The organism is Agromyces salentinus, assembly GCF_009749395.1.
GTDB classification, from domain to species: domain Bacteria; phylum Actinomycetota; class Actinomycetes; order Actinomycetales; family Microbacteriaceae; genus Agromyces; species Agromyces salentinus.
The window spans coordinates 103,673-129,640 of record NZ_WBIR01000006.1 but is presented as its reverse complement, the minus strand read 5'-3'; the positions used below and the strand labels follow the sequence as shown (position 1 = coordinate 129,640).

At 72.0% G+C, this 25,968-nt stretch carries 22 protein-coding genes; 14 read left to right on the top strand and 8 right to left on the bottom strand.

Features of this window, described 5'->3' with window-relative positions:
• Positions 1 to 25 precede the first annotated feature (25 nt).
• Entirely contained in the window at positions 26 to 1,525 is a 1,500-nt protein-coding gene (locus GQQ95_RS07770) for a CoA-acylating methylmalonate-semialdehyde dehydrogenase (protein ID WP_157427093.1), read from the top strand.
• 142 nt (positions 1,526 to 1,667) lie between these two features.
• On the opposite strand, the gene GQQ95_RS07765 is transcribed toward GQQ95_RS07770, so the two are convergent.
• Together GQQ95_RS07765 and GQQ95_RS07760 are read right to left on the bottom strand one after the other, a co-directional pair.
• Complete coding sequence (locus GQQ95_RS07765; protein ID WP_157427092.1) at positions 1,668 to 2,453, bottom strand: enoyl-CoA hydratase/isomerase family protein; 786 nt, start codon at positions 2,451 to 2,453, stop codon at positions 1,668 to 1,670.
• Between the two features lie 57 nt (positions 2,454 to 2,510).
• The gene (locus tag GQQ95_RS07760) at positions 2,511 to 4,880 is read right to left on the bottom strand and encodes an arylsulfatase (protein WP_157427091.1); all 2,370 of its coding nucleotides are present in this window, start codon (positions 4,878 to 4,880) and stop codon (positions 2,511 to 2,513) included.
• A gap of 183 nt (positions 4,881 to 5,063) precedes the next feature.
• On the opposite strand from GQQ95_RS07760, the gene GQQ95_RS07755 reads away from it, so the two are divergent.
• Positions 5,064 to 5,537 (top strand): DUF6325 family protein, encoded by a 474-nt coding sequence (locus tag GQQ95_RS07755; RefSeq protein WP_157427090.1) that lies wholly within the window; start codon positions 5,064 to 5,066, stop codon positions 5,535 to 5,537.
• Between the two features lie 230 nt (positions 5,538 to 5,767).
• Entirely contained in the window at positions 5,768 to 5,986 is a 219-nt protein-coding gene (locus tag GQQ95_RS07750; protein WP_157427089.1) for a hypothetical protein, read from the top strand.
• On the opposite strand, the gene GQQ95_RS07745 is transcribed toward GQQ95_RS07750, so the two are convergent.
• On the bottom strand, positions 5,958 to 8,612 hold the full coding sequence (locus tag GQQ95_RS07745; RefSeq protein WP_170297008.1) for a winged helix-turn-helix domain-containing protein: 2,655 nt from the start codon (positions 8,610 to 8,612) through the stop codon (positions 5,958 to 5,960). The two genes, GQQ95_RS07750 and GQQ95_RS07745, sit on opposite strands and share 29 nt — an antisense overlap.
• A 295-nt stretch (positions 8,613 to 8,907) precedes the next feature.
• On the opposite strand from GQQ95_RS07745, the gene GQQ95_RS07740 reads away from it, so the two are divergent.
• Positions 8,908 to 9,294, top strand: coding sequence for an SHOCT domain-containing protein (locus tag GQQ95_RS07740; protein WP_157427087.1), 387 nt, complete (start codon positions 8,908 to 8,910; stop codon positions 9,292 to 9,294).
• A gap of 61 nt (positions 9,295 to 9,355) precedes the next feature.
• On the opposite strand, the gene GQQ95_RS07735 is transcribed toward GQQ95_RS07740, so the two are convergent.
• Positions 9,356 to 10,324, bottom strand: a complete 969-nt coding sequence (locus GQQ95_RS07735; RefSeq protein ID WP_157427086.1) for a LysR family transcriptional regulator — start codon at positions 10,322 to 10,324, stop codon at positions 9,356 to 9,358.
• Positions 10,325 to 10,762: 438 nt separating this feature from the next.
• Here GQQ95_RS07735 and GQQ95_RS07730 point away from each other — a divergent pair, with 438 nt between their 5' ends.
• The 8 genes from GQQ95_RS07730 to GQQ95_RS07695 all read left to right on the top strand — a co-directional run bounded on the left by GQQ95_RS07730 (position 10,763) and on the right by GQQ95_RS07695 (position 20,328).
• A complete protein-coding gene (locus tag GQQ95_RS07730) occupies positions 10,763 to 11,503 on the top strand; it encodes a Type 1 glutamine amidotransferase-like domain-containing protein (RefSeq protein ID WP_157427085.1) in 741 nt (246 codons plus the stop codon).
• Entirely contained in the window at positions 11,500 to 12,858 is a 1,359-nt protein-coding gene (locus GQQ95_RS07725; RefSeq protein WP_157427084.1) for an anaerobic C4-dicarboxylate transporter family protein, read from the top strand. The genes GQQ95_RS07730 and GQQ95_RS07725 overlap by 4 nt, the downstream gene beginning before the upstream one ends.
• Before the next feature lie 5 nt (positions 12,859 to 12,863).
• On the top strand, positions 12,864 to 14,246 hold the full coding sequence (locus GQQ95_RS07720) for a threonine/serine exporter family protein (protein WP_170297007.1): 1,383 nt from the start codon (positions 12,864 to 12,866) through the stop codon (positions 14,244 to 14,246).
• Positions 14,247 to 14,291: 45 nt separating this feature from the next.
• Complete coding sequence (pyrE, locus tag GQQ95_RS07715) at positions 14,292 to 14,864, top strand: orotate phosphoribosyltransferase (protein WP_157427082.1); 573 nt, start codon at positions 14,292 to 14,294, stop codon at positions 14,862 to 14,864.
• Positions 14,861 to 17,992: a hypothetical protein gene (locus GQQ95_RS19615; protein ID WP_157427081.1), complete on the top strand. Its 3,132-nt coding sequence runs from the start codon at positions 14,861 to 14,863 to the stop codon at positions 17,990 to 17,992. Before pyrE ends, GQQ95_RS19615 begins: the two co-directional genes overlap by 4 nt.
• A 94-nt stretch (positions 17,993 to 18,086) precedes the next feature.
• The gene (locus GQQ95_RS07705; protein ID WP_157427080.1) at positions 18,087 to 19,019 is read left to right on the top strand and encodes a nucleoside hydrolase; all 933 of its coding nucleotides are present in this window, start codon (positions 18,087 to 18,089) and stop codon (positions 19,017 to 19,019) included.
• Between the two features lie 17 nt (positions 19,020 to 19,036).
• Entirely contained in the window at positions 19,037 to 19,663 is a 627-nt protein-coding gene (locus GQQ95_RS07700; RefSeq protein ID WP_212275344.1) for an SRPBCC family protein, read from the top strand.
• The gene (locus GQQ95_RS07695; protein ID WP_157427079.1) at positions 19,660 to 20,328 is read left to right on the top strand and encodes a DUF4166 domain-containing protein; all 669 of its coding nucleotides are present in this window, start codon (positions 19,660 to 19,662) and stop codon (positions 20,326 to 20,328) included. The genes GQQ95_RS07700 and GQQ95_RS07695 overlap by 4 nt, the downstream gene beginning before the upstream one ends.
• Positions 20,329 to 20,332: 4 nt before the next feature.
• On the opposite strand, the gene GQQ95_RS07690 is transcribed toward GQQ95_RS07695, so the two are convergent.
• Positions 20,333 to 21,361, bottom strand: coding sequence for a hypothetical protein (locus GQQ95_RS07690; RefSeq protein ID WP_157427078.1), 1,029 nt, complete (start codon positions 21,359 to 21,361; stop codon positions 20,333 to 20,335).
• A gap of 158 nt (positions 21,362 to 21,519) precedes the next feature.
• Between GQQ95_RS07690 and GQQ95_RS07685 the strand changes: the two genes are divergently transcribed.
• A complete protein-coding gene (locus GQQ95_RS07685; protein WP_157427077.1) occupies positions 21,520 to 21,699 on the top strand; it encodes a hypothetical protein in 180 nt (59 codons plus the stop codon).
• Positions 21,700 to 21,711: 12 nt separating this feature from the next.
• Here the strand turns inward: GQQ95_RS07685 and pdxR are convergent, their stop codons facing one another.
• A complete protein-coding gene (gene pdxR / locus GQQ95_RS07680) occupies positions 21,712 to 23,178 on the bottom strand; it encodes a MocR-like pyridoxine biosynthesis transcription factor PdxR (protein ID WP_157427076.1) in 1,467 nt (488 codons plus the stop codon).
• Between the two features lie 124 nt (positions 23,179 to 23,302).
• On the opposite strand from pdxR, the gene GQQ95_RS07675 reads away from it, so the two are divergent.
• Positions 23,303 to 24,310 (top strand): aldo/keto reductase, encoded by a 1,008-nt coding sequence (locus tag GQQ95_RS07675; protein ID WP_157427075.1) that lies wholly within the window; start codon positions 23,303 to 23,305, stop codon positions 24,308 to 24,310.
• Positions 24,311 to 24,341: 31 nt separating this feature from the next.
• On the opposite strand, the gene GQQ95_RS07670 is transcribed toward GQQ95_RS07675, so the two are convergent.
• The gene (locus GQQ95_RS07670) at positions 24,342 to 25,139 is read right to left on the bottom strand and encodes an HAD-IIA family hydrolase (protein ID WP_157427074.1); all 798 of its coding nucleotides are present in this window, start codon (positions 25,137 to 25,139) and stop codon (positions 24,342 to 24,344) included.
• A 76-nt stretch (positions 25,140 to 25,215) separates the two neighbouring features.
• A complete protein-coding gene (locus tag GQQ95_RS07665) occupies positions 25,216 to 25,878 on the bottom strand; it encodes a metal-dependent transcriptional regulator (protein WP_157427073.1) in 663 nt (220 codons plus the stop codon).
• Positions 25,879 to 25,968 lie beyond the last annotated feature (90 nt).

The window sequence follows — 25,968 nt, the reverse complement described above, 5'->3', positions numbered from 1 at the left end:
GAGAAGTGACAGGGGAGCAGGGATTATGAGCACCACGACGATGATCGAGCACTGGATCGACGGGGCATCCGCCGCCGGGGCATCCGAGCGCACCGGGCCCGTGTACGACCCGGCGCGCGGCGTCGAGCAGAAGCGGGTGCGGCTCGCGTCGACCGAGGACGTCGACGTCGCGGTCCAGGCCGCGGCCCGTGCCTTCCCCGGCTGGCGCGACACGTCCATCGCGAGGCGGCAGCAGGTGATGTTCTCCTTCCGGGAGCTGCTGAATGCCCGCAGCGGCGAGCTCGCGGCGATCCTCACGAGCGAGCACGGCAAGGTCACCTCGGATGCCGCGGGCGAGATCGCCCGTGGCCTCGAGGTCGTCGAGCTCGCCTGCGCGATGCCCGGCTACACGAAGGGCGAGTACTCCGAGAACGTGTCGACGGGCGTGGACGTCTACACGCTCAAGCAGCCGGTCGGGGTCGTGGGCATCATCAGCCCGTTCAACTTCCCGGCGATGGTGCCGCTGTGGTTCTTCCCGCTCGCGATCGCCGCGGGCAACGCGGTGGTGCTCAAGCCGTCCGAGAAGGACCCGTCGGCGGCCGTCTGGATGGCCGAGCTCATGAAGGAGGCGGGACTGCCCGACGGCGTGCTGAACGTGGTGCACGGCGACAAGGTGGCGGTCGACGCCCTGCTGGAGCATCCGGTCGTGCGCTCGATCTCGTTCGTGGGCTCGACGCCGATCGCGCAGTACATCTACCAGACGGCCTCGTCGAACGGCAAGCGCGTGCAGGCCCTCGGCGGCGCCAAGAACCACATGCTCGTGCTGCCCGACGCCGACCTCGACCTCGCCGCCGATGCCGCCGTGAACGCGGGCTTCGGCTCGGCCGGCGAGCGCTGCATGGCGGTGTCCGTCGTGCTCGCGGTCGACTCGGTCGCCGACGAGCTCGTCGCGAAGGTGAGCGAGCGGATGTCGCGGCTCACGACCGGCGACGGCACGCGCGGCTGCGACATGGGCCCGCTCATCACGCGCGAGCACCGCGACAAGGTCGCCGGATACCTCGACGTCGCGGTCGACGACGGGGCGACGCTCGTCGTCGACGGACGCGACCCCGAGATCGACGGCGAGCCCGACGGGTTCTGGCTTGGACCGACCCTCATCGACCGGGTGCCGACGACCTCGGTCGCGTACCGCGACGAGATCTTCGGCCCGGTGCTCTCGATCGTGCGCGTCGAGGGGTACGAGCAGGGGCTCGAGATCATCAACGGGTCGCCGTACGGCAACGGCACGGCGATCTTCACGAACGACGGCGGGGCCGCGCGGCGCTTCCAGCGGGAGGTCACGGTCGGCATGGTCGGCATCAACGTGCCGATCCCGGTGCCCGTGGCGTACCACTCGTTCGGCGGCTGGAAGGACTCGCTCTTCGGCGACGCCAAGGCGTACGGCCCGAAGGGGTTCGACTTCTTCCTCCAGGAGAAGGCGATCACCTCGCGGTGGCTGGACCCGAGCCACGGCGGCCTGAACCTGGGCTTCCCGCAGCACGACTGAGCGTCGGTCGCGCGACCGAAATTCAGGCGTTCGCCCGCTGCTCAGGACGTTTCCCGCGGACCCGGCCTGAGCAGCGTGCGTTCGCCTGAGCTGCGTGCGGCCAGGCGGGTGCCGTCGGCCGTGGGCACGGCGCCGAGGCGGGTCAGCCCCGCGCGCTGCGACCGGCGAACGCGGCGACGCGTGCGGCCGCCTCGGGGGTGTCGAACGCCGCTCCGATCGTGCGGGCCTCGTCGTCGAGCGCGACCTGGAAGTCCCGCGTGAGCCCCGAGCGCACGAGGCGCTTGGCCTGCCCGTACGCGGCGGATGCCCCGGAGAGCCACACCTCGGCGATGGCACGCGCCCGCGTGGCGACCTCGTCGGGCGGCACGACCTCGGTCACGAGACCCCAGTCGAGCGCCTCGGCCGCGGTCAGCGTGCGCGAGGTGAGCGTGAGCTCGAGGGCGCGACGCGTGCCGACGGCCTCCGGCAGCAGCGTACTCACGCCGCAGTCGGGCGTCAGGCCGATGTCGGCGTACCGGCTCGCGAACGTCGCGCGGTCGGAGGCGACGATGAGGTCGGCGACGAGCATGAAGCCGAGGCCGCCGCCGGCGACCGGGCCCTGCACGGCGGCGACGATCGGCTTGGCGCTCTCGCGCAGCATCCGGTGGCCGTCGTGGATCATGTCGGCGAGCTCGGTGACGACCTGGCCGGCCGAGGCGCCCTCGCCGCCGAGCTCGGACATCGCCCGCACGTCGCCGCCCGCGCAGAACGCCCGCCCGTTGGCGTCGAAGAGCACCGCGCGGATGTCGTCGCTCGCCGCGATCTCGCCGGCGTAGCGGTGCCACAGCGCGATCGCGTCGGGGCCGACGGCGTTCAGGCGCTCGGGGCGGTTGAGGGTGAGGTGCGCGAGTCCGTCGCGCACGTCGAACAGGAGGGCGTCGTCGCTCATGGTTGGGGAGTCTAGCCCGGGCGGCTCAGGCCGCCCGGGTGAGTTGTCGATGTCCGACTACTGGCGGGCCATGGCGACGCGCAGGCGCTCGTCGGGATCGATGAAGTGGTCGTGGTCGTCGTCGCCGAGGTCGATCTGCACCCACTCGATACGTCCGGTGAAGCGGCTCGTGGCCGCCGTGTAGTCGGGGCTGACGGTCGTGCCGGACTCGTAGCCGATGTCGGTCGTCTCGTCGGCCGAGAAGACCATGGCCTGGGTCGCCTCGACCCGGCCGCTGCCGATCGCGGCGCCGTCGAGGTACAGCGTGATGCCGCCGCCCTTCGCCAGCCCGCCGCCGTCGTACGCGAACTCCATGCGCACCTGGTGGGTGCCGGAGGGCACGACCTCGTCCGCACGCGTCGTAAAGGAGGTGATCCCGAGCAGGTTGTACGAGAACACCGGGCGACCCTCGTGCAGGTACAGCGTCCAGCCGCCGAAGCGGCCGCCCTGTGCGATGAGCACGCCGTTGGCGCCACCCTCCGGCACGTCGACCTCGGCGGTGACCGACCAGGACTTGTTCTTGATGCTGACGACGCTGTTCTCGGAGAGACGGCCCATGCCGGGGAAGAACTGCTGCGACGTCCCGCGGACCAGCGTGGGCCGGCCGGCGAGCTCCGGGTTCAGGCGCTCGCCGCCTCGGTCGTCGATCGGCAGCACGTTGTACTTGACCGCCTCGATCAGCCACAGCCGCTGGAGCTCGTGCAGGCGCCCGGGCTGCTCGCCGGAGAGGTCGCGAGCCTGGCTGAAGTCGCCCGCGGCACCGTCGTAGAGCTCCCACACGTCGTCATCGAACGCGGCGAGCGTGCCGCCGACCATCTCCCACGGGGTGCGGTGCTTCGTCACCGCGCTCCAGCCCTTGTGGTAGATGCCCCGATTGCCGAACATCTCGAAGTACTGCAGGTCGTGGCGTTCCGCGGCATCCGCGTCGCCGAAGGAGTACAGCATCGAGGTGCCCTCCATGGGCGACTGCAGCACGCCGTTGACCATGGTGGGTTCCGGCAGTCCGGCGGCCTCGAGGATGGTCGGGGCGACGTCGATGCAGTGCGTGAACTGCGATCGCAGTCCGCCCGGCTCGCTGATGCCGTTCGGCCAGTGCACGATCGTGCCGTTGCGGGTTCCGCCCCAGTGCGAGGCGACCTGCTTGGTCCACTGGAACGGGGTGTCCATGGCCCAGGCCCAGCCGACGGCGTAGTGGTTGTACGAGGACTCCCCGCCCAGCTCGTCGAGCTTGGACATCATGAACTCGGGGGTCTCGAGCGCGGCCATGCCGTTGAAGTTGGCCATCTCGTTGAACGCGCCGTTGACGGTGCCCTCCGCGGATGCCCCGTTGTCGCCGATGATCACGTAGATGAGCGTGTCCTCCATGATGCCGAGGCCCTCGATGGCGTCGAGCACTCGGCCGACGTGGTGGTCGGTGTGCTCGAGGAAGCCGGCGTAGACTTCCATCTCGCGCTCCAGCACGGGCTTGAGCTCGGCGGGCATGTCCTCCCAGGCCGGGATCTCGGCGTGCCGCGGCGTGAGCTCCGCGTCGGCGGGGATGACGCCGAGCTCCTTCTGGCGCGCGAAGGTCTTCTCGCGCTGGGCGTCCCAGCCGTCGGCGAACTCGCCGGCATACCGGTCCGGCCATTCCTTCGGCACGTGATGCGGTGCGTGGGTCGCGCCCGGCGCGAAGTAGACGAAGAACGGCTTCTCGGGCGCGAGGGCCTTCTGCGTCCGGATCCAGCCGATCGCGTGATCGGCGAGGTCCTCGGTGAGGTGGTATCCCTCGGCCGGGGTCTTCGGCGGCTCGACCGGGGTGGTGCCCTCGTAGAGCGCCGGGTCCCATTGGTTGTTCTCGCCGCCGATGAAGCCGTAGAACGTCTCGAATCCGCCGCCCGCGGAGGGCCACGCGTCGAACGGGCCGATCGGGGAGCTCTGCCAGACGGGCACCTCATGGCACTTGCCGAACTGGGCGGTGGAATACCCGTTGAGCTTCAGGGTCATCGGCAGCGGGGCCTTGGTGTTCGGGCGCAGCGAGCTGTTGCCGGGAGCGGAGGTCGCGGTCTCGGTGATGCTCCCCATGCCGACGGAGTGGTGGTTGCGGCCCGTGAGCATCGCCTGTCGCGTCGGCGCGCAGAGCGCCGTGGTGTGGAAGCGGTTGTACTTCAGGCCGCCGGCGGCGAGCTTCTCGAAGTTCGGGGTGCGGCATGGCCCGCCGAAGGCGCTCGACGCGCCGAACCCGACGTCGTCGATCAGCACGACGAGGACGTTCGGTGCTCCCTCGGGCGGGAGCAGGGTCTCGATCGGCGGGTACGCCGTCTGGGGGTCCTTCGCGTCGTACGTGGTCAGGCCGGGTGCGGGCCGGTCGGGGATCGGCAGCATCGTGCGGGCGTGTCGATCCGGTCTCATGATCTCCCCCAGGGTCAGGCTCGGTGGTCGCCGTAGCGCGTCGCGCCCGGCGTGGCCACGGTAGCCAACTGCGCTGCGGCCCGAATCATCCGGATGGGGTGATGCGGGTGACCGGCGGCGCGAGGAGGGTGAGCCCGGATGCGAGACCGCATCGATCGAACCACGGAGCAGAGGACGGTTCAGATGGCCGAGCACGAATTGGACGACCTCGGACCGGTCGACTATCTCGTCATCGAGTTCCCGGCGGGTCACCAGACCTTCACGGGCGAGATCGCCGAGGAGATCGTCCGGCTGGTCGATGCGGGCACGATCCGGCTCATCGATGCGATCGTCCTGACGAAGGACGCGAACGGGGAGGTCGACGCGGTGGAGCTCTCCGACGCGGGCGACCTCGGCCCGCTCGTGCAGCTCGAGGCGGACCTCGCCGAACTGCTCGCTGCCGACGACGTCGTGAACCTGGCCTACGCCATGGAGCCGGGCAGCGTCGCCGGCGTCCTGGTCTACGAGAACGTCTGGGCCGGGCCGTTCGCGGCGGCCGCGCGGCGAGCGGGCGGGCAGCTCATCGCCAACGGGCGGATCCCGATCCAGGCCATCATCGCCTCGATCGAGGCCGATGAAGCCGATGCGGCCGAAGCCGCCGAGAAGACAGGAGTGTGACATGCCGTTGAGGCCTGCACGAATCGGACGCGTCGGCGTGGTCCGCGCACCAGTCGCCAAGGCCGCGGTGGTGTCCGCCGCGGTTCGACCCGGCCCCGCCCCGGTGGCGAAGGCCGCCGTGGTCGGCGCCGCCATCACTCCGGGGCGCCGCCGCCGGATCTAGGCCCGCCTCCGGGCTGGTTCGAAGCGAGGACGTTCGGCGGGAACCGTCGCGCGAGGCCGGAGGGTGAATGGGCACCGAGACGTTCGACATCCTCGTGCGCGGGGAGCTCGGACCCATGATCACCGACGAACTGGTCGGCTTCGAGGTCGTCGCGAGCGGGCCGGGGTCGACCAGGCTCCGTGGCGAGGTGCCCGATCAGGCGCGCCTCATGGGGCTGCTCGACCTGCTCCGCGGACTGAACGTCGAGATCGAGGCCGTCACGCACGTACCGGATCCGACCGGCTGAGCGGGAGCAGGCCCAGCTCGCGGGCCCTGGCGACCGCCGCGCTCCGCCCGCTCACCTCGAGCTTGCGGTAGATGTGCGCCGTGTGGGTCTTCATCGTGTTGACCGAGACGAAGCACATCCGCGCGAGTTCGGCCGTGGTTGAGTGGTCGGGCAGGAACGCGAGGATCTCGAGCTCGCGTTCGGTGAGCGGGTCCGTGAGCCCGTGGTTGGCCTCGTTCCTCACCCCGGCCCCGGTCGCGCCGGCCGGATCGGCCGTGCCGCGTGCGTGAAGCACCTGTTCGGCGAACCCGGCGTGACCTTTCGCGTGCTCCTGCACGAGATCGAGCACGACGGGGTCGGATTCGAGGAACAGTGCGACGAGCCCGTGCGGCTCCGCCTGGCCGAGCGCGGCCCCGACGAGGTCGAGCGCGGACGGCCGCGCACCCTCGAGCGCCGCGATCCACCCGCGGAGGACGAGTCGATGCGCCTCCCCGCGCGGCCGCTCGCCGCGGAACCGCTCTGCGGGGTCCGAGAGCAGCAGCTTCGCGGCGTCCGGTCGCCCTGCCGCGAGGGCCGCGGCCGCCGCCTCCAGCACCACGGATGGCGCCACGCGGAGCGTGCCGCGCTCGACCTCGTGGAGGCGCAGCGCCGACTCGGCGCGCCCGCTTCGGCGCAGCGCGCTCATGCGGGCGGCGACGATGCGGCCGCGGACCGCCGGAGCCGGCGCCGAGGCGGCGTCGGTCGAGGAGAGGTCCGTGAGTTCGAGGGCGTCGTCGAACCGCCCCTCCAGCCCGGCGAGATGGGCCGCCACGAGGCGCGCGATCCAGGACATCTGGGTGCGGCCGTTCCCCTCTGCGCTGATGACGCCGTACTCGAGGGGAGGGCCGGCGACATCCGATCGCCCTCGTTCGTAGGCGGTCATCGCCTGGGCGAGGTGCGCATCGGCGATGATCGGATGCGACAGGAGCGAGGTGGCACGGGCGCATCCGATCGCCTCGACCGCGAGCAGTTCCGCCTCGACGGTGCGGCCCGACCAGGCATGCAGCAGCGCCAGCGATCCGAGCATGCCCACCCGGAACGGCGGATAGCTCATGCCGTCGGTGGCGAGCGCGCGGTCCATCCAGGCCTCGGCCTCGGCGAGGTCGCCGAGCAGGAACTGCGAGCGCCCCCCGGAGCCGGTCGCGAGGGTCCGCATGAGCGCGGGCGTCGTGAGCCGCATCAGGTCGGGAAGGACGATCCCCGGCTCGGCGTCGAGCCCGGCGAGCGCGCGTTCCGCGGCCCGGAGCGTCGACTCGGGTCGCGCACTCCACTGCGCCGTCGCGGAGATCCACGCGTCGGCGGTCACCCGCTCGCCGCTCGTCGCGTTCGGGTGCCTGGCCACCCGGTCGAGCGCATCGACCGCTCGGACGGTCTCGCCCGCCATGCCGACGAGGATGCCGAGCTCCAGCTGCACGTCGAGCCGTCCGGCCCGCACGTGCTCGGGAACGCTCGTGATCCAGCGGATCACCGTGCGCATCTCGCCGCGCTCGAAGATGTCGCTGCCGCGCGTCATGATCGCGTCGAGCGCGCGATCCCAGTCGGCCGCGCGCAGGAGGTACTCGATCGCCGGCGTCAGCTCGCCGCGTGCGAGGTGGAAATCGGCGGCGCGGCCGAGCAGCCTCCGCTTCTCAGCCGGATCCTCGGAGCGGAGCCGGTAGCGGAGGAGGTCACGGAACAGGTGGTGGAATCGGAAGCTGGTGCGCTGCGGGTCGATCGCGACGAGGAACAGCGATTCGTGCTCGAGCCGCTCGAAGACCTGCCGGGCGTCGCTGCGTTCGAGCACGTGGTCGACGAGCTCAGCCGTCATCACGTCGAGGGGCGCCATTCGGAGCAGCAGCATCCGGCCCCGTTCGGGGAGTGCGTCGAGGACCTCCTCGGCGAGGTACTCGGCGATGAGCCGTTCGCTCCCGCTGAGCTCGGCGACGAACTCGGCGGGCGACTCCTGGAACTTCAGGGTGAGGGCGGCCAGTTGCAGGCCCGCCGCCCACCCCTCGGTCCGCGTGACGATCGTGTCGACCAGGTCGGACTCGAACTCGCGCCCCGTGATCTTGGCGAGGAGGGTCGCGGATTCCGCGCGAGTCATGGTCAGGTCGGCCTGACGGAGCTCGAGGATGCGGTGGCGCAGCCGGAGGCGGCTCCAGGCGATCGGTGGATCGGCCCGTGTCGAGATCACGAGATGCACCTGCGGGGGAAGCACCGCGGCGAGTCGGCCGAGGTCTGCCATGAGCGCCCCGTTGGAGAGGTGATGCAGGTCGTCGAGGACGATGACGCTCTCGGGGAAGGCCGCGAACGCGGTCCCGAGCCGTTCGAGCAGCGGGCCGCCGAGGCCGCCCCCGCCGAGCGCGGACATGTGCGCCAGCCCGGCGACCTCGGGCCTGATCGAGGAGAGCGCCATGAGGAGACGCCGTGAGAACCGCATCGGGTCGTCGTCCTCGGGCTCGACGTCGATCCACGCCATCGGCAGGTCGGGGACCGTGTCGGCCCATTGCTGGAGGAGCACGGTCTTCCCGGCGCCGGCCTGGGCGACGATCATCGTGAGCGGGTATCCGAGCACCTCGGCGAGCCGTCCGACCAGGGCTGGCCGGTCGACGAGGACCTCCGATGACACGTGTTCGACCATGCACGACCAACCTGCCGGTCGGGACCGCTCGCCCCCCAGTCAGGCGAGTGCCGATCGGCTCCCGGCCAGTATGGCACCGGGATGCCGCGGCGCTCCGGGGTGCAGACCCCCCGATCGGGGGGCATGGCAGGGCCCGATTCCGCCCCGCCGGCGGACTCGGCGGGGCGGGCCCCCGGCCGGGGCCTCCCGGAGTCATCCGTTCGGGGTGATGCGGTGCGGACCGCGAGGTCAGTACCTTCGTGCCAGCGGGCGTGATGGGCACGACCCGGTCGAGAGGATCATCGTGAACGTCTGGGATTTCTTCGTCTGGCTCTTCTGGTTCTACATCGTCGTCACGTGCATCTGGATCTTCATCACGGTGTTCATCGACATCTTCCGTGACCCGACCCTCAACGGGTGGGCGAAGGCGCTGTGGGTGATCTTCCTCGTCTTCCTGCCCTTCCTGGCCGCGCTGATCTACCTCATCGCCCGCGGGCGCAGCATGACCGAGCGGCGGGTCGCCGAGGTGCAGGCGACGAGGGCGCAGAACGACGACTACATCAGGTCGGTCGCGACCTCGCCCGCTTCGGCGGCATCCGAGATCGAGTCCGGCAAGCGCCTCCTCGACTCCGGCGCCATCACCGCCGCGGAGTTCGAGACGCTGAAGGCGAAGGCGCTGGCCAACGCCTGATCGCCTCGGATGGGCGGTGGCATCCGGAGGGCGGATGTCGCCGCCCATCGTCGTGCCCGAGTCAGGACCGCTCGGCGGAGTCCTCCGGGGTGTGCGCGGCCGAGCTGCCGCGTGACGGATGGTCGTGCGCCTGCTCGAGGCGTGCCGCCCGCGTCGTGAGCACGTCGAGCACCGTGCGTACCGCCAGGCGCTCGGCGACGTCGGGCCGGACGAGGGCGACGATCTGACGCGCCGACGCCACGCCGCGGATCGGCTTCAGCACGACGTCGGCCGGAACCGTGCCGGAGGTGAACCGGGGCACGAAGGCGACGCCCTGGCCGGCCGCGATGAACGCCTCGATGATGCGCATGTCGCTGAACCGCTGCGCGACGTGCACCCGCTTGCCGCCCTGCTGCTCGATGACGTGCAGGATGCGCTCGAACGGGAAGCCGGGCGGCACGCCGAGCCAGGTCTCGTCGACGAGGTCGGCGCTCGTCACGCTCGAGCGGCCCGCCAGCCGATGGCCGATCGGCACGCCCACGTCGAGCGGCTCGGTGAGCAGCGGCACGACGGTCAGGCCGCGGCCACCCCAGGGCAGCACGCCCGGCATGGTGTGCGCGAGCACGATGTCGTACTCGGAGGTCAGGTCGGCGAACCCCGCGAGGTCGGGGTCGAGGTCGGTGCAGTGCACGACGAGCCCGGCGACCTGGGAGAGGTCGGCGAGGACGCCGGGGAGCAGGGCCGCGCCCACGGTCGGAAAGGTGGCGAGGGAGACCTCGCCGCTCGGGTGATTGCGGAACTGGTCCCAGAGGGCGTTCGCCCGCTCGAGGGCGATGGCCACCTCGGTCGCACTGCGGGCCAGGGCGTGGCCCGCGCTCGTGAGGACGAGGCCGCGGCCGCTGCGCTCGGTGAGGGGCATGCCGGCCTCGCGTTCGAGCACCTTCAACTGCTGGGAGACGGCCGAGGGCGTGCGACCGGTGGCCTCCGCGACGGCCGTGACGCTGCCGCGTTCGGAGAGTTCGCGCAGGAGGTCGAGCCGGTTCACGTCCATGTAGCCAGCCTACACAGTGAGTGTAGTTTTGTGAGCTTGTGCTGAATGGTTTTGGAGAGGATCATAGAGGTGTCGAAGGCATGCAATGGCGCATCACCCGTTCGGTCCCCGCCAACCATCTTTCGTGAAGGAGCCATCATGGCCACGCTCATCTTCGTTCTCGCAGCCTCCGTCGCCGGTCTCGTCGGCACGATCGTGCTCACCGCCCGCGACGGCTACCGCCGCCAGCCGCGGCAGACCTTCGCGCGCACCTTCTAGTCGCGCGAATCACCCGGCATCGCCGGGATCAAGGGCCGCCCGTGGAGAGGGACACTCCGTCGGGCGGCCCTTCATCGTCTCCGGGCGCCGTTCGCCGTTCGCCGTCCCCGGCGTGTTCGACCTTCCCGCCCGTCGGCCCGTTCGCTACCGTGAGCCCCGTACGCGACACGAGGGGGATCGATGGCGCACGTGGTGGCGACCGGGGCCGGCAAGGCCATGATGGAGCGGCGGAACGACCCGACGCACGAATACATCCTGAGACTCACGGGCAAGGAGCGCCCGCGCGTGCTCTTCGTGGGCACGGCGACCGGCGATGACCCCGCGTACGTCGTCAGCTTCTACGCGACCTACGACTCCGATCGGTGCGCGCCGCACCACCTCCCGCTCTTCCATCGCTCGGTCGACGACCTCGCCGGCTTCGTGAGGGGCTTCGACGTGATCCACGTCGGCGGAGGCAACACCGCGAACATGCTCGATGTCTGGAAGCGCCAGGGCCTCGACGAGATCATGCGCGAGATGTGGGAGGACCCGGCGTCGAACACGGTGTTCACGGGCGGCAGCGCCGGCGGCATCTGCTGGTTCGAGGGCGGCACCACCGACAGCTACGGTCCCACCCTGCAGGTACTGCCCGAGGGGCTCGGGTTCCTGCACGGGAGCTTCTGCCCCCACTACGACGCCGAGGACCAGCGCCGGCCGCTCTTCCACGCATCGCTGCTCAGCGGCGAGCTCTCGACCGGCTACGCGGTGGGCAACCTGCAGTCCCTGCACTTCGAGGGCTCCGAGTTCATCACGGCCGTCAGTCCGGTGGAGGACTCGCTCGCGCTGCGCGTCGAGGCGGTCGACGGCCGCATCGTCGAGACCCCGCTCCCGGTGCAGGTGCTCGCGGCGACCGGCTCCATCACGAGGGGTCCCTCCTCGTGAACGACAACGTCTGGATCCTCGTCGCGGAGCTCATCGTCGTCATCCTGGCGATCTACATGGGCACCCGCACGAGCGGGATCGGCCTCGGCGTCTGGGGGCTCGTCGGCGTCGCCGTGCTCGTGTTCGTCTTCGGCGAGGCGCCGGGCAGCGCCCCGGTCGACGCCGTCTTCATCGTCATCACCGTCATCACCGCGGCATCCGTCATGCAGGCGGCGGGCGGCATCGACTGGATGGTCTCCGTCGCGGCGAAGGTGATCAAGCGTCGACCGAAGTCGGTCGTGTTCCTCGCGCCGGCCATGTCCTTCCTGTTCACGGTGGGCGCCGGCACCGGCAACATCTTCTATCCGCTGCTGCCCGTCATCTACGACGTCTCCTACCAGCAGAGGATCCGGCCGGAGCGCGCGCTGTCGGTCTCGGCCGTGGCCTCGCAGGTCGGCATCCTCTGCAGCCCGGTCTCGGCGGCGACCGCTTCGATGGTGGTGCTGCTCGCGCCGGAGGGCATCGACCTCGGCACGCTCCTGCTGATCATGTGGCCCGCCTCGATCGCCGGCCTCCTCGTCGCCGCGCTCGTCATGGTGCGCCACGGCAAGGACCTCGAGGACGACCCCGAATTCCAGCGGCGCCTCGCCGAGCACCTCGTGAAGCCCGCAGTCGTCGTCGACGGCGACACGAAGCTGCCCCGCAGTGCCGTGCTCTCCGCCTCGATCTTCCTCGCGGGCGTCGGCGTCATCGTGCTCTTCGGCCTCTTCGACGGCATCCGACCCGTCATCGGCACGGATGACGCGGGCGACCCCGTGCGCGTCAGCATCACCGTCATCATCGAGGTCGTCATGGGCGTCATCGCGGCGCTCATCTTCGTGACCTGCAAGGTCAAGGCGGCGGATGTCCCGAAGCAGTCGACCTTCCCGGCGGGCATGGTCGGGGCCATCGCGCTGTTCGGCATCGCGTGGCTCGCGAACACCTTCGTCGCCGCGAACAACCAGCTCATCGTGGACGGACTCGGGTCGCTGGTGTCGGGCTCGTCGGCGTTCCTCGGTGCGCTGCTCTTCGCGCTCGCCCTGTTCCTCGTCGCGATGCTCACGACGAGCCAGTCGAGTGCGACGAACGCCATCGTGCCGATCGGCATCACGATCGGGCTGCCCGCATCCCTGCTCGTCGGGCTCTGGCCCGCAGCGATGGGCATCTACACGCTGCCCGCCAACGGCAGCCAGGTCGCGACGGTCGCGTTCGACCAGACCGGGACGACGAAGATGGGCCGGTTCGTGTTCGACCACTCGTTCCAGTTGCCGAACCTCGTCTACATCGTCGTCGCGATCGCGGTCGGATGCCTCCTCTCCCTGGTCGTCGTGGCGTGAGCCCCATGGTGTTCGAAGACAGCGCAGCACTCCGCCGCTTCCTGCTCGGGCTCGCCGAGGGCATGAACGCGGCGGGCGAGCCCGTGAGCGGCATCCACGAGACGATGGTCACCGTCGCGCACGCGTACGGTCGCGAGGACACCGACTTCGTGCTGCTGCCGACCGTGATCCTCGTCGAGACGGGGCGCGGCGAGGAGGGCCGGGTCGCGATCCGGTCCGCCGTGAACGCGTCGTTCCGCTTCGACCAGATCGCCGCGCTGTACCCGCTCGTCGAGGAGGCCAAGCGGGGCGCGGTCGACCCGGCCGAGGGCATCCGCCGGCTCAACGAGATCGGCGCGATGCAGCCCGCGCACCGATGGCTCCTCCGGACGTTCGGTCATGCGGTGCTGACGACGGGGCTGGCTCTCCTCCTCGCGCCCACTTGGCAGGGCGCGCTCGTCGCGTTCTGCCTCGGCGCGTTCATCGGGCTCGCGAAGCTCGTGCGCTCGCCGACGCTGCAGATCGTCTTCCCGATCTTCGCGGCATTCGTCTGCGCGCTCGCGGTCTTCCTCCTCGCGCCGTACATCGAGATCGGCGACCCGCTCACCCTGCTCATCGCGCCGCTGGTCACCTTCCTCCCCGGCGGCGCGCTCACGACGGCGACCGTGGAGCTCGCCTCCGGCCAGATGATCTCCGGCGCATCGAGGCTCGTGTTCGGCCTCGTGCAGCTCGCACTCCTCTCCTTCGGGATCCTCGCCGCCGGCACGGTCGTCGGCGTGGAGAGCTCGGAGTACACGGCGCTCGAGGTGACGGCACCGTTCCCGTGGTGGACGGCGATGGTCGGCGTCCTGCTCTTCGCGGTCGGCAACTACCTGCACTTCTCGGCTCCCGCCTCGACGTTCGGGTGGGTGCTCCTCGCGCTCGTCGTCGCCTACACCGGCCAGCAGCTCGGCACGGTGCTCATCGGCGCGTCGATCAGCGGGTTCATCGGTGCCCTCGCGATGACGCCCGTCGTGCTGTGGATCGGGACCCTGCGCCATGGCGTGCCGTCGCAGCTGACCTTCCTCCCGGCCTTCTGGCTGCTCGTGCCCGGTGCCGCCGGCCTCGTCGGGCTCACCGAGGCGGTCGGTGCGAGCCAGGGCATGGACGACTTCACCGCCGCGCTGACGTCGGTCATGTCGATCGCCCTCGGCGTGCTCATCGGCACGGCGCTCTACCGGTTCGCGCACCACGGCGCGGAGGAGCTCGCCCAGTTCCACATCGAGGTCCCGGCGGCGCTCGTGGCGACGGAGCAGCCGCCGTTCTGGGCGCGCATGCTGCCGGGCACGCCGCGCTCGTTCTGGGGTGGACGTCGCGTGCCGGAGGCACCGGATGCCGCGCCCGACGCCCGTCCGCCCGGTCGCCGTTGAGAATCCGGACCTTCCTCTCAGGCGTCTGCGTCGTAGAGTGTTCGGGTGACGCTCCCAGACCCCCATAGCGAAGACGTCCGTCAGCAGCTCATCGACTTCATCTCGGCCGATGCGGTGTTCCACGGCGACTTCACGCTCACCAGCGGCAAGAAGGCCACCTATTACGTGGATCTGCGCAAGGTGAGCCTCGACCACCGCGTGGCCCCGCTCATCGGCCAGGTGATGATCGACCTCATCTCCGACCTGCCCGACATCGCGGCGGTGGGCGGCCTGACCATGGGCGCGGACCCCATCGCATCGGCGATCCTGCACCAGGGCGCCGCCCGCGGGCTCGCCTACGACGCGTTCGTCGTGCGCAAGGAGCCGAAGGACCACGGCCGCGGCAAGCAGGTCGAAGGACCCGACCTCGCGGGCAAGCGCGTGGTCGTGCTCGAGGACACGTCGACCACGGGCGGTTCTCCGCTGAAGGCGATCGAGGCGCTCCGCAAGGTCGGCGCCGAGGTCGTGGCCGTCGCGGTGGTCGTCGACCGCGCGACCGGTGCTCGCGAGGTCATCGAGGCTGCGGGCGTGCAGTACCTCGCGGCGATCGACCTGGACGACCTGGGCCTGGCCGGATGACGGCGGATCGACTGGGCGGCAACGACGCCGACTGGCTGTTGGCGCAGCTCGCCGCAGGGGGTTCCCCTGCGCCGTCGCAGCCCTCGCAGACACCGGTGCCACGGGCCCAGCCGATGCCGTCCGACCAGCCGCAGTACGCGAACCCGCAGTCGAGCACCCAAGCCTCGCAAGGCCGGCGCGCCGCCCGGAGCGAGGAGTCGCTCGACTGGTTCTCCCTCGCGGAGCCCCCGGCGCAGGAGACCGCGACGAGGGCGCTCCCGGTCGTGGGCGACGCCCTTCCGCCGCGGCAGTCCCCTCCCGCGTCGACCGCGGCCCCGGCGGCACAGTCCTGGGAGCAGACCGCGACGCGGGCACTGCCGGTCGTCCCGCCGACCGCCCAGCCGTGGGAGCGCACCGAGGCACGCTCCATCCCCGTGGTCCAGGCACCTGCCTCACCCTCGGGGCCGGCGTTCGCTCCGCCCGGCGCGTACGTTCCGCCCGCCGCGGCGCATGCGCCGCTGAGCGTCGAGCCGCCCGTCGGTCGCTCGCAGGCACCGATCGTGGGCCACGAACCCGACCGCCGCGGCATCCCGGGCCCGGCCACGCCGACCGCGTCGTTCGCCCTGACCTGGGGCGACGCCCCGGCCCAGCCCGAACCGAGCGCTGAGGATGCGCTTCGCGACGCCTTCCGCCGCCTGTCGCAGCCCGACTCGGCGCAGCAGGCCGCGCCCGTCGCTCCAGCCCAGCCCGCGGCTACGCCGGCCGCCGCTGCCCCGGCCGCCGCTGCCCCTGCCGCCCCGGTCCCGTCTCCCGCGCCGGTCGCGCCCGAGGCCGATCCCTTCGCCGACTTCGCGCTGCCTCCCGTCGCGCGCAATTCCTTCACCCCGGCATCCGGAACGCCGCGTGCCGCGACGACCGACTTCGGTGCCGACCTGTGGTCCGCGCTCCAGGAACCCGACCCCGTCCCGATTCCCACGCAGGAGTTGACGCGCCGCGAGCGCCTGGCCCTCGAACAGCAGACCTCGGGGCCCGAGGCGGGCCAGGAGGGCGGCGATGCCGCCGCGTTCACGGCGATGCCCCCTGCCGCTCCTCAGGGCACCCCGCCTGCGCAGTCGCCGTTCGCATCCCCGTCGCCGTGGAACTCAGGGGCGGAGACTGCCCCGACCGCGGACGCGCGTACGCCTGCCGTACCATCCGCCGACCCGATCTGGCAGACGCCGGCACTGCAGATGCCGGCACCGCAGGTGCCGCCCGCCGCCGAAGCCCCGCGCACGCCGTTCCCCGCGTTCGCCGCGGCATCCGCCCCTCCCGCTCCCGTCGACCAGCGCGTCGAGCCGGTCGACGACCTCCTCGCGGCGCTCGGAGGCGCGCAGGCGCCGGGTCCGGCCCGGCCCCGACGCGACGAACCGGCCGGCGGCCCCGAGGGCCAGTTGTTCGGTCGCCCCTACGACACCCCGAGCCCGCAGACCAGTCGCTTCGCCTCGTTCGCCGCCGACACGGCACTCGGCCAGACGGCGGCACCCTCGCGGCAGCCCGCCGCCCCGAGCTTCGCTCCCGCCCAAGGCCCGGCGTCGGCGTCGACCGCGTTCGCGGCACCGGTCGGGATGCCCGAGGCGGCCGCCCCGCTCGCCCCGACCCCGGTACCGCAGGGCGCCTCCGACGGGCTCGCGGACCTGGGACTCTCGTTCGGTGAGCCCGAGCACGAGCCCGAAGTCACCCGCGATCGCTTCGCGAGTCCCGTCGACGACGAGTCACGGGACGTTCCGCAGTACGTGCACGCGGCGCGCGCCTGGTCGGCGGTTCCCGCCGAGGACGCCTCGCTCGAGGCCGAGGAGCCCGAAGCCGAGGACCTCGGCTACCAGTGGGGGCTGATGCCCGACCCGATGGCCGAGGACCCGCGCGCCGACGCTCCCGCCGGGTCGATGCTGGTCGCACTCGCGGCGGCGGCCCAGGCGCCCGCGACCGGCGGGCTCGCCGATGCCGATCTCGTCCCGTCCGATGACGGGGCTGAGCTCGACCCGTTCGCCGGGTTCGAGTCCGACGAACCGTCCGCGCAGACGGCGCTGCTGCGGACCGCGCCGCCGGCCGACGAAGTCGCCTCCGACCCGTTCGCCGATGCGGCGCCGACGCGCCAGTTCCCTCAGCCGGCCACGGAGCGGATGCCCCGCACGCCGGCCGCCTGGTCCCCGGCGGTCGCTCCCGAGGAACCCGACCTCGACGATCCGTTCGCCTCGCTCTTCACGCCGACCGGACCGGTCGCGGTGACGCCGATCGGTGCCGGCGCGGCGTTCCCCGGACCCGTCCGTGGCGGCGCGGGCGCCGGGGCCGCAGCGGCCGGCGGGTACGGCGCAGGTGCGTACAGCGCTGGTGCGTACGGCGCTGGCGCAGGTGCCGGCGTCGCGTTCAGCGCGTCATCCGGTGCATCGACGACCGGCAGCGGCCGCGCGGGCGGCACCGGGAACAACGGCGGTTCGGGCGGCGGCGGCAACGGCGGTTCGGGCGGCGGCGGCAACGGACGCGGTCCCGGTGGGTCGGGCGGATCGGGCAAGGGCGGCTCCGGCGGCTCTGGTTCCGACCGCCGCCCCGTGAAGACCCTCATCTGGATCGCCGGCGGCCTCGTCGCGGTGCTCGTGCTCGTCGGGCTGTTCTTCCTCGGGTCCCAGCTCATGGGCGGCGGCTCCTCCGGTGGCACGGCGAACCTGTCCGCCAGTGAGAGCGAGACGGCCGAAGAGACGCCGAGCGTCGCCCCGACCGCGCCCCAGCCGATGGGCGTCCACGCATGGAACACCCTCTTCGGCGGCGAGTGCGTCGATCCCTTCACGTCAGCCTGGGACCAGGAGTACACGGTCGTCGACTGCGGCGTGGCGCACGCCGCCCAGCTCGTCTACCGCGGCACGCTTCCCGGCGACGAGGCTGCGCCGTATCCGGGCGAGTCCGAGCTCGCGACGCAGATCGGAACGCTCTGCACGGCTGCCGGCATCGTCGACGTCGCGGCGGCCGGGGGCATCCCCGACCTGCAGGTGCAGGGCAGCTACCCGGCGGACGAGGCCCAGTGGGCCGAGGGCGAGCGCACCTACTACTGCTTCGTCAACCGCGCGGGCGGCGAGCCGCTGACCGGCTCGCTCGCGGGTCCAGGCCCGGCCGCGTGATGCGTCGCGCACGCGGCATCCGCTCGCTCCAGAGCCCTGCGGATGCCGCGCGCATCGCGCTTCCCGTGGCATCCGTCGCCGAGGCGGCACGTTCGTGAGCATCCCGGTCATCGTCGACTGCGATCCGGGCCACGACGACGCGGTCGCACTGTGGCTCGCGGCGGGGCATCCGGCGCTCGACCTGCTCGCGGTGACCACGGTCGGCGGCAACGTGCCGCTCGAGCACACGAGCCGCAACGCGCGCATCGTGCTCTCCGTCGCCGGCGTTGAGGGCGTGCCGGTCGCCGCCGGGGCAGCAGGGCCGCTGGCGCGGGAGCTCGTCACGGCCGAGTGGATCCACGGGGCGAACGGCCTCGGCGGCCCCGAGCTGCCCGAGCCCACGATCCCGCTCGATCCGCGGCCGGCGGCCGAGCTGATGGCCGACACCCTCGAGGCCTCCGCCGAGCCCGTCGCGATCATCGCCACCGGCCCCATCACCAACGTCGCGGTCCTGCTACGCGACCGGCCCGACCTCGCTCCGCGCATCCGCGAGATCGTCTGGATGGGCGGCTCGACCGAGCGCGGCAACGCGACCCCGTACGCCGAGTTCAACGCGCTCGTGGACCCCGAGGCGCTCGCCCTCGTGCTCTCGAGCGGCATCCGGTTCACGATGGTCGGGCTGAACGTCACCCACCTCGCGCTCGTCACGCCCTCGGTGCGCGCCGGACTCGCCGCCGCCGGAACCCGCACGGCCGCGTTCGGCGACGAACTGCTCGACTTCTTCTGCCGGACGAACGCCGAGGTGTTCGGCATGCCCGACGGGCCGCTGCACGACCCCGTGGCCGTCGCCGTGCTCGCGGACCCCGGTTGCGTCCGGCTGCGGCGCACGCGCCTCGACGTCGAGCTCGCCGGCACCGAGACGCTCGGGGCCACGAGCGTCGACTTCGACGGCATGCTCGGCCGCGAGCCCAACGCGTGGGTCGCCGTCGACCTCGACGTCGAGCGCTTCTGGGCGGGCGTCGTCGACGCCGTCTCGCGCCTCGCCTGAGCCGCTAGCCTCGACTCGTGGCACGCGCGGGCATCTACGTCGAGACGACGATCGCCGCAAGCCTCGATCGCGTCTGGCACCTGAGCCAGGACCCGACGGAGCATGCCAGGTGGGACCTCCGTTTCACGGCGATCGTGGCCGACCCGCCCTCGGAGGACGGCGTGCAGCGCTTCACCTACACGCGCGGCGTGCCCTTCCATACGGTGCACGGGGTCGGGGCGAGTCTCGGTGAGAGCGGCCGCCCCGACGGCACGCGCACCTCGGCGCTGCGGTTCTCGACCGACGACCCCATGTCGCCCATCCGCGCGGGGCGCGGGTACTGGCGTTACCTGCCGGATGTCACGCGCACGCGCTTCATCACGGGGTACGACTATGACCCGGGCTGGGGGCCGCTCGACATGCTCGTCCGCCCGGTACTCGGCTGGGCGACGGCATGGAGCTTCGACCGGCTGCGGATCTGGATCGAGCGGGGCGAGGCGCCGGAGCGGTGGCCCCTGCGGAGCGTCCTGTGGTTCTGGCGAGCCGACCGGCCGCGTGCTGCCCGCTGTCGTCGTGCTCCCGAGGGCGGTCGGCGACGCGCCGACCACCTCGTCGCTGCCCCGCGCATGCTCGCGACGCTGCCCGAGCCGGGAGCTGATTCATGACCTCGATCTTCGCCCGCGCCATGGGCGAGGACTTCTTGCGCCTGCATCCGATGCTGCAGCGCAGGTTCGGCGTCGGGATGGACGCCGGTGAGACGTGCATCGGCCGCGGCGTGATGACCGAGGTGCGACGCGGGCCGTGGTGGACCGTCCCCTTTCTGCAGGTGGGGCGTCTGCGCAACATCCTGGTGCCCGACGTCGGCACGGACGTGCCGTTCAGCATCGAGAACCATCCGTACATCGATCCCTTCGGTCGCGAGACGGTGACCTTCGTGCGGGAGTACGAGATCCGGGGCAGGCGCCGCCGTTTCGACGCCACGATGATCCTCGCCGACGGGAGGATCGTCGACTACCTCGGCACCCACCAGCACCTCGCCGTCGACCTCGACGTCGCCGTCGACGCGCGGGGCGGCTTGGTTCTCCGATCCGAGGCGCAGCGCTTCTACGAGGGCCCGGTCGCGTTCCGCTTCCCGATGCTCTTCAGCGGGCGCGCCCTGCTCCGTGAGCAGTACGACGAGGAGCTCGGGGCGTTCCGCGTCGAGCTCGAGGTGCACAACGACCGCTTCGGCTTCCTCTTCGGCTACCGCGGGACCTTCACCTGCGAATGGTTCCCGACGGTCGAGGTTCCCGACCGGGTCAAGCCCGTACGCCAAGAGGCGCGTGCCTGAGCCGCTAGCCCAGCTCGTCCCCGGGTTCCCGCTCGCGACCGCGGCTCCGCCGAGCCAGCAGGGCTCGCGCGACGAGGCCGACGGCGGCCACGACCACGGCGACGATGAGCGGCGGGAACACGAGTTCGGGGATGGTTGACGCCGCCGTGAACACGCCGATGCCGTAGTCGAGCATCTCGTCGAGCCGCCGGGCCAGCACGCGACTTCCGACGGCGGCGCTGACGGCGGTCGCGAGCGCGGGGGCGATCCAGAGCACGACGAGGCTCGCGATCGCGGCGATGACGCGTCCCGCCGTGCCGAGGCCGCACCACGCGATCGACGCGCCGACCAGGATCGCCGGCGTCCACCGCAGGACCGCCGAGATCCACGCCGTGTCGTACGTGATGACCGAGCCGATGGGGTGCAGCAGGGTGCCCAGCCAGAAGCCGACGGCGATCGCGCCGAAGCTCAGGCCGATGAGTGCTCCCGCGCGCGGCGCCCTGGCGACCAGCCAGAACATCAGCAGGCCGATGAGCATCGAGAAGACGCTGAGCGCGACGAGGCCGGTGAGGTAGAGCGCGGATTCGGCGCCACCCCTCAGCCCGCCGTTCACGGTGACGGCGGTCTGCAGGACGGCAACGCCCTGCGTCGCGAGCAGCCCGACGACCAGCCCGGCGAAGCCGAGTCGCGGCATCCGAGGACGCAGGATGCGCGCGAGCAGGCCGGCCACCACGGAACCGGTGACGATGAGGCCGACGATGGAGGTCAGGGCGTACTGGCTGAACGGCAGCAGGACGAGGGGCATGCGGTCGGGCATCGTCTCGAACGCCCAGAGGTTCTGCAGCGGCAGGCGCATGCCGGCGACGAGCCACGGGAGCAGGCCGACCACGGCGGCGCCGAGCCCGACGAGCACGCCGGCCCATGCGGGCAGCGTCCGCACGGCAGGGGCGGAATCCGGCTGCTCCTCCACGAGGGCTGGCCGCGCGGGACCATGCGCCCCCGGATCGCGCCCGGGCTCCGTCTGCGGCTCGGACCGGTCTCCGGCGTCCGTCATGGCTCGACCTCTGCATCCATCGGTGGATCTCCTGCTCCGGCCGGGTGAGGGCCGGCGTCCGAGTCAGGCTACGCGATGCGGACGACGTTCCCGGAGGAACCGGTGGATGGCGGCATCCGCCGACGGGGGGGTTACCGTGGACGGAGGAGGTGGCCGCGATGGACTGGACGTTCTGGGTGGGCGGTGCCGCGATCCTCGCCCTCTGGATCGGCACGCAGTGGGCCTTCTCGAATCGTCGGCACTCCGAGCAGACCCGGCATCGGGACCCGGAATCGGCCGACGCGATGATCGACGTCGACCGCGGCCGGTCGCAGTCCGATGTCTGGCGGGGCCTCTAAGGGCGCCTCGGGTCATGCCCGCCCGTCCTGCGCAGTCCTGATCGCGACCGCGAGGCGCGCCACGGCCTCGTCGACGAGCGCGTCCGAGAGATTGCCGTAGCCGAGCACCAGCGCCTCGCCGACGCCCGCGCCCACCGCGCTCGCCGCGGTCGCGCGATACCGGGCGAGGTCCGAGACGGCGACCTCGAGTCCGGATGCCGCGTGCCGGACATCCCGCGCCGTGACGCCGGGCGGCAGCCCGAGCATCGCGTGCATGCCGGCGGCGATGCCGGTCACCGGGAGGCCCGGGAGTTCGCGTGCCAGCGCGTCCAGCAGCGCGGCGCGACGTCGACGGAACCGCCCGCGCGCCGACCGGAGGTGCCGTTCGAGGTCGCCCGCCGTGATGAAGTGCGCGAGCGCGACCTGGTCGAGCACCGACGGGCGTGCCCGCTCGACGAGGCCGATCCGGCTCCGCAGGCTCGACGGGGCGACCGCCCAGCCGAGTCCGAACGCCTGCGACAACGACTTCGAGAGCGAACCGACGAGCATCACGCGCTCGGGGGCGAGGCCCTGGAGGGCGGCGACGGGGCGGCGGTCGTACCGGAACTCGGCGTCGTAGTCGTCCTCGATGAGCACGCCATCGACGTCGTGCGCCCATCGCACCACGGCTTCCCGTCGGGCCGGCGAGAGCGCGGCGCCGAGGGGGAACTGATGGGCCGGGGTCAGCAGGGCGGCGCGCGCGCCGGTCCGGGCGGCCGCCTCGACGAGGCGGTCGACCTCGACGCCCGACGCGTCGACCGGGACCGGTACGGGGGTGAGCCCCGCGGATGCCGCGACCTCGCGGAGGCGTCCCCAGCTCGGGTCCTCGACGAGGATGCTCCGATGCCCGGCCGCGCGAAGTCCGGCGACCACGCCCGCCATGGCGTCGGTCGCCCCGTGCGTGATGACCACGTCGTCGGGTGCGACCGCGGCACGACGCGAGCGCGAGAGGTACTCGGCGACGGCGGTGCGGGCGAGCGGATGTCCCAGCGGATCGACGACCATGAGCTCGCCGTCCGGCAGGGCGTCCAGCGCTCGTCGAACCGCCTCGGCCCACCGTGCGCGGGGCACGTGGCGGAGGTCGGGAATGCCGGGTCCGAGGTCGAACCTCGGCCGCCGGTACTCGGCGCGGAGCGGCGCTGCGGCCCGTCCGGCGGCGACATCCGGTCCTCGGGCGGGCCGATGCGGCACGCGGGTGCCCGATCCGACCACGGCTTCGAGGAAGCCCTCCGCGACGAGTTGGCCGTACGCCTCCGTCACCACCCAGCGGGAGACGCCGAGCGTCTCGGCGAGCACCCGGCTCGGCGGCAGCGCCGACCCGGGCGGCACGACGCCCCGGTGCACGGCGTCGCGGATGCTGCGCTCCAGCCGGTCCCGGAGCGGCGTCGGTGCGTCGCCGAGGGGGAGCAGCGTCTCCCAGGCGAGCGTCGGGCCGGTGCGGGGCGCAGGGCGACGGGGCATCCGCTCACTCCTCGATTGGTCTGGTCGGATGGGGCTTGATTGGAGTGTACGCCCGGGCCGATCCCCGCATACCTTCGACCGTGAGAGGACGCCGACGCGTCATCGGACATCACGGAGGAACCACATGCGATACCGCACCATCGGCAACGGCCGCACGGCATTCGACGTCTCGACCATCTGCCTCGGGACCATGTACATGGGAACCAGGATCGACGAGGCGACCTCGTTCGCGCTCCTCGACCGCTTCGTCGAGGCCGGGGGCACCTTCATCGACACCGCCAACAACTACAACCACTGGGGCCTCGGCTACGGCCGCGACAGCGAGGACGTCATCGGCCGCTGGCTCGCGAGCCGCGGCCGCCCCGGCGGGCTGCGCATCGCGACCAAGGTGGGCGCCGGAAAGGCGGACCCGAAGCTGCCGCTGTCCAACACGCCGCCGACGAACTTCGAGGGACTCGGCGCCGCGACCGTCGACCGCGAGGTCCGCGAGAGCGCCCGGCACCTCGGCGTCGACCACCTCGACGTCGTCTACGGTCACGTCGACGATCTCGAGACCCCGCTGGCCGAGACCGTCGGCGCGTTCGGCGCGCTCCAGGACGAGGGCCTCATCGGCATCTCCGGCATCTCCAACGTCGCACTCTGGCGCATCGTCGAGGCGCGGGAGGAGGCGATCCGCCAGGGCGTCGCGCCGTACGGGCTCGTGCAGCAGCAGTACAGCTACATCTACCCCGCGCCCAAGCTCGGCCGGCAGAACTTCGTCACGCCGGAGCTGCTCTCGTACGCGGCATCCACCGGCGTCGACGGTCGTCCGCCCCTGGCCGTGACCGCGTACTCGCCGCTGCACCAGGGTGCGCTCACCCGGTCGGACAAGACGCTCTGGGGCGGCGTCGACCACCCGACCACGCACGCGCGCATCCGCCTGCTCCACGAGGTCGCCCGCGAGGCCGGCGCGACACCGAACCAGGTCGCCCTCGCGTGGATGCTCGGGCGCGAGGTGCCCGCCATCCCCGTCGCCGGGCCGTCGACCATGGCGCAGCTCGAGGAGGTCCTCGGCGCGGCCGACCTCGACCTCGACCCGGTGCTGCGGGAGCGGCTGGACGCCGAGCCCGAGGAGGCGCGCGCCGCGGCCTGAGCGAACACGGCCGGGTCGGGCGACCCGCTCGCTAGAGCTCGACCTCGACCGGCTCGGCGCCCAACAGCTCGTGCACGCCGCTCAGGATCTCGTCGGGGCGGAAAGGATACTTCTGGATCTCCGCCTGATCGCTGATGCCCGTGAGCACGAGGATCGTGTGCAGGCCGGCCTCGATGCCCGCGACGATGTCGGTGTCCATGCGGTCACCGATCATCGCCGTGTTCTCGGAGTGCGCGCCGATCTTGTTCAGCGCCGACCGGAACATCATCGGGTTCGGCTTGCCCACGACGTAGGGCTCCCTGCCGGTGGCCTTCGTGATGAGCGCGGCGATCGCCCCGGTCGCGGGCAGGGGGCCGTCGGCCGACGGCCCCGTGGCATCCGGATTCGTGACGATGAACCGGGCGCCGTTGCCGATGAGGCGGATCGCCTTCGTGATCGCGTCGAACGAGTAGTTGCGGGTCTCGCCGACGACGACGAAATCGGGGTCGGTCTCGGTCATGATGAACCCGGCATCGTGCAGCGCGGTGAGGATGCCGGCCTCGCCGATGACGAACGCGGTGCCGCCGGGCAGCTGCGACTTCAGGAAGTCGGCCGTCGCGAGCGCGGAGGTCCAGATGCGATCCTCGGGCACGTTGAGCCCGCTCGAGCGCAGCCTCGCAGACAGGTCTCGCGCCGTGAAGATCGAGTTGTTCGTGAGCACGAGGTAGGGGGTGCCGGCGTCCTCCCACTGCTGCAGCAGCTCAGCGGCGCCCGGCAGCGCGTGGTTCTCGTGCACGAGCACGCCGTCCATGTCGGTCAGCCAGCACTCGACCTCTTCACGTCGTCCCATGCGTCCCACCCTAGGCGGCGGAGGTCACGGATCGATGACGGCCGCCGGGCGAGCGGATGCCACGCGTCCCGTCGGCTCAGGCGGTGACCCAGATGGCGCGGGCGACCACGCCCGACAGGTCGGCGTCGTCGCCGTCGACGCGCACGCGCACGCGCACGCGCTCGGCCGCGGCATCCGTCACCGTGACCTCGACTCCGGGGCGGATGCCGCGGCCCTCGACCTCGCGCAGCACCTCGGGGTCGCGGTCGCTGATGCGGATGACGCGTCCGGCGTGGCCCGGCTGCGCATCGGCCAGCAGCAGGAACGGCTCGCTGGGCACCGCGCCGTCGGCGCCGGGGATCGCGTCGCCGTGCGGATCGCGGGTCGGGCGGCCGAGGCGGTCGTCGATCGCCTCGAGGAGCCGGTCGCTGAGCGAGTGCTCGAGGACCTCCGCCTCGTCGTGCACCTCGTCCCAGCGATAGCCCATCTCGCTCACGAGCCAGGTCTCGATGAGGCGGTGCCGGCGCACGACGGCGAGCGCGCGCACGCGCCCGGCATCCGTGAGACGCAGCGGACCGTAGGGAACGTGGGAGATGAGGCCCTGCGCCGCCATCTTCTTGACCATCTCGGTGACCGACGAGGGGGCGATGCCGAGCTTGTCGGCGAGCGCCTTCGGCGTGATCGGGTCGGGCTGCCACTCGGTGTGGGCGTACACCGTCTTGAGGTAGTCCTCGATCGCGGGGCTGCTGGTGGCTGGCATCGGGTTCAGGATACCGGGCGGGTCGGCGGCGTCCGCTGCCGTGCGGCGGCCGGGCGGCGGCACCGGACCACGCCCGAGCAGGCACTGAAT

Bases quoted from the DNA above. Each gene is read 5' to 3' on its own strand.
- GQQ95_RS07770 (WP_157427093.1), top strand. From the start codon at position 26: ATGAGCACCACGACGATGATCGAGCACTGGATCGACGGGGCATCCGCC.
- GQQ95_RS07765 (WP_157427092.1), bottom strand. From the start codon at position 2,453: ATGAGCGACGACGCCCTCCTGTTCGACGTGCGCGACGGACTCGCGCAC.
- GQQ95_RS07760 (WP_157427091.1), bottom strand. From the start codon at position 4,880: ATGAGACCGGATCGACACGCCCGCACGATGCTGCCGATCCCCGACCGG.
- GQQ95_RS07755 (WP_157427090.1), top strand. From the start codon at position 5,064: ATGGCCGAGCACGAATTGGACGACCTCGGACCGGTCGACTATCTCGTC.
- GQQ95_RS07750 (WP_157427089.1), top strand. From the start codon at position 5,768: ATGGGCACCGAGACGTTCGACATCCTCGTGCGCGGGGAGCTCGGACCC.
- GQQ95_RS07735 (WP_157427086.1), bottom strand. From the start codon at position 10,324: ATGGACGTGAACCGGCTCGACCTCCTGCGCGAACTCTCCGAACGCGGC.
- GQQ95_RS07730 (WP_157427085.1), top strand. From the start codon at position 10,763: ATGGCGCACGTGGTGGCGACCGGGGCCGGCAAGGCCATGATGGAGCGG.
- GQQ95_RS07720 (WP_170297007.1), top strand. From the start codon at position 12,864: ATGGTGTTCGAAGACAGCGCAGCACTCCGCCGCTTCCTGCTCGGGCTC.
- GQQ95_RS19615 (WP_157427081.1), top strand. From the start codon at position 14,861: ATGACGGCGGATCGACTGGGCGGCAACGACGCCGACTGGCTGTTGGCG.
- GQQ95_RS07695 (WP_157427079.1), top strand. From the start codon at position 19,660: ATGACCTCGATCTTCGCCCGCGCCATGGGCGAGGACTTCTTGCGCCTG.
- GQQ95_RS07690 (WP_157427078.1), bottom strand. From the start codon at position 21,361: ATGACGGACGCCGGAGACCGGTCCGAGCCGCAGACGGAGCCCGGGCGC.
- GQQ95_RS07685 (WP_157427077.1), top strand. From the start codon at position 21,520: ATGGACTGGACGTTCTGGGTGGGCGGTGCCGCGATCCTCGCCCTCTGG.
- pdxR (WP_157427076.1), bottom strand. From the start codon at position 23,178: ATGCCCCGTCGCCCTGCGCCCCGCACCGGCCCGACGCTCGCCTGGGAG.
- GQQ95_RS07675 (WP_157427075.1), top strand. From the start codon at position 23,303: ATGCGATACCGCACCATCGGCAACGGCCGCACGGCATTCGACGTCTCG.
- GQQ95_RS07670 (WP_157427074.1), bottom strand. From the start codon at position 25,139: ATGGGACGACGTGAAGAGGTCGAGTGCTGGCTGACCGACATGGACGGC.
- GQQ95_RS07665 (WP_157427073.1), bottom strand. From the start codon at position 25,878: ATGCCAGCCACCAGCAGCCCCGCGATCGAGGACTACCTCAAGACGGTG.